A 1245-nucleotide genomic window follows, 5' to 3' on the forward strand; every position below is an offset into this window, starting at 1 on the left:
CGCTCCCCCTTTGGGGGCGGGGGGGGGTTACATACCCATGCCGAAACCTCTGCTTCTGGTGATTTGCTTGAGTAGGTCTTTCCCCTCTTCCATAGCTTTTGATATGTTTGGGAAATGATGCCTTAAAGCCTCCAGTTGTTCGGAATTGAACAAGTCTTTCATCTTACCAAGTTCTTTTTTCAATTCCTTGGTTTCGGTCTTTAGTTCTTGGTTCTCCGTTCTTAGTCGGTTACTGGTTGTCCTTGCATTGTCCATTTGCTGTCTATAATACTCCTTGTCGTTCTCGGCTTTGAATACCTTTGTGCCGTTTCGCTCTTTTTCAAGTATAGCCTTTCCCAGTCTATCGGATAGCTGTTCATTTTCCCCCTCTAAAGCCTTTATTTTGGCTTTTAAGGCATCTTTTTCCCTATCGTTAACCGTTTTCCCTATCAAGCCGTAAAACTTCTCTGAAGCCTTAGAAATGAGTTTTTGGACGTTTTTCTTTGTTTCAATGGAACGTAGTTCTTTCTGAAGCTGAAGAAGCTGGTTTTGCACGTCCTTGTGCTTGTCTAACGCACTGGATATATCGTTGGATAGTTCCTGAAGCTGTTCTTTCGCACATTCGGTCTTGTACTGCATAGCCGATAAGTGTTTGCGATCAGAAGAAACACCACGTTCCATGCCCAGTGCTTCAGATGCTATGGTTTGGAGTTCTGCCATGTCATCACGCGATAAACGCACACTCTTCCCGTTCGGCTGTGTCCAATCGAAAACTACATGGGCGTGAAGGTTAGGTGTCCATTGCTTTGCGTTCATGTATCCTTCGTCCTTGTGTATATGGATTTGAAACGCTTCAATACCGAAACGTTCCTTGCAGACCGCAGCGAATTGCTGGAGTTCCTGCATGGTGGTTTCTTGCTTGATTACTATTACCCCCTCCCGTATGGGTGCTGCTTTAGTCTGCATCTTCTGCCCAACCGTATCGAAATATCTCTGTTTCGCACTCTCCAGCCGATGGGAGATGCTATCTCCAACCCAGCTTTCATTCAAATGACTAAGTTCCGGACGAACATAGTCCAACTCTTTTTCCCTAAAGTTGTGAATCTCGCTCCCCGGCTTCACTGCTTGTACATGAATACTTGTTGCTCCCATAAGTTAACATTTTTGTGACAATCGATAACAGCCGGTGACAGCCGGCTGACAGGGGGTTAAGGGGGCTTGTCCCCTTACACACGTACCCTTTAGGGTGCTAGTGTGCTATCACCA

At 45.9% G+C, this 1245-nt stretch carries 1 protein-coding gene; it reads right to left on the minus strand.

Annotated features, from left to right (window positions below; translation table 11 throughout):
- Window positions 1-27: 27 nt before the first annotated feature.
- Window positions 28-1131, minus strand: coding sequence for a plasmid recombination protein (locus IE163_RS17625; protein ID WP_007572070.1), 1104 nt, complete (start codon window positions 1129-1131; stop codon window positions 28-30).
- Window positions 1132-1245 lie beyond the last annotated feature (114 nt).

Origin of the sequence: Alishewanella longhuensis, assembly GCF_014653435.1 — a bacterium.
Lineage (GTDB): Bacteria > Pseudomonadota > Gammaproteobacteria > Enterobacterales > Alteromonadaceae > Alishewanella > Alishewanella longhuensis.

Excerpts from the sequence above, each read along its gene's own strand:
- IE163_RS17625 (WP_007572070.1), bottom strand. The coding sequence starts at position 1,131 with ATGGGAGCAACAAGTATTCATGTACAAGCAGTGAAGCCGGGGAGCGAG.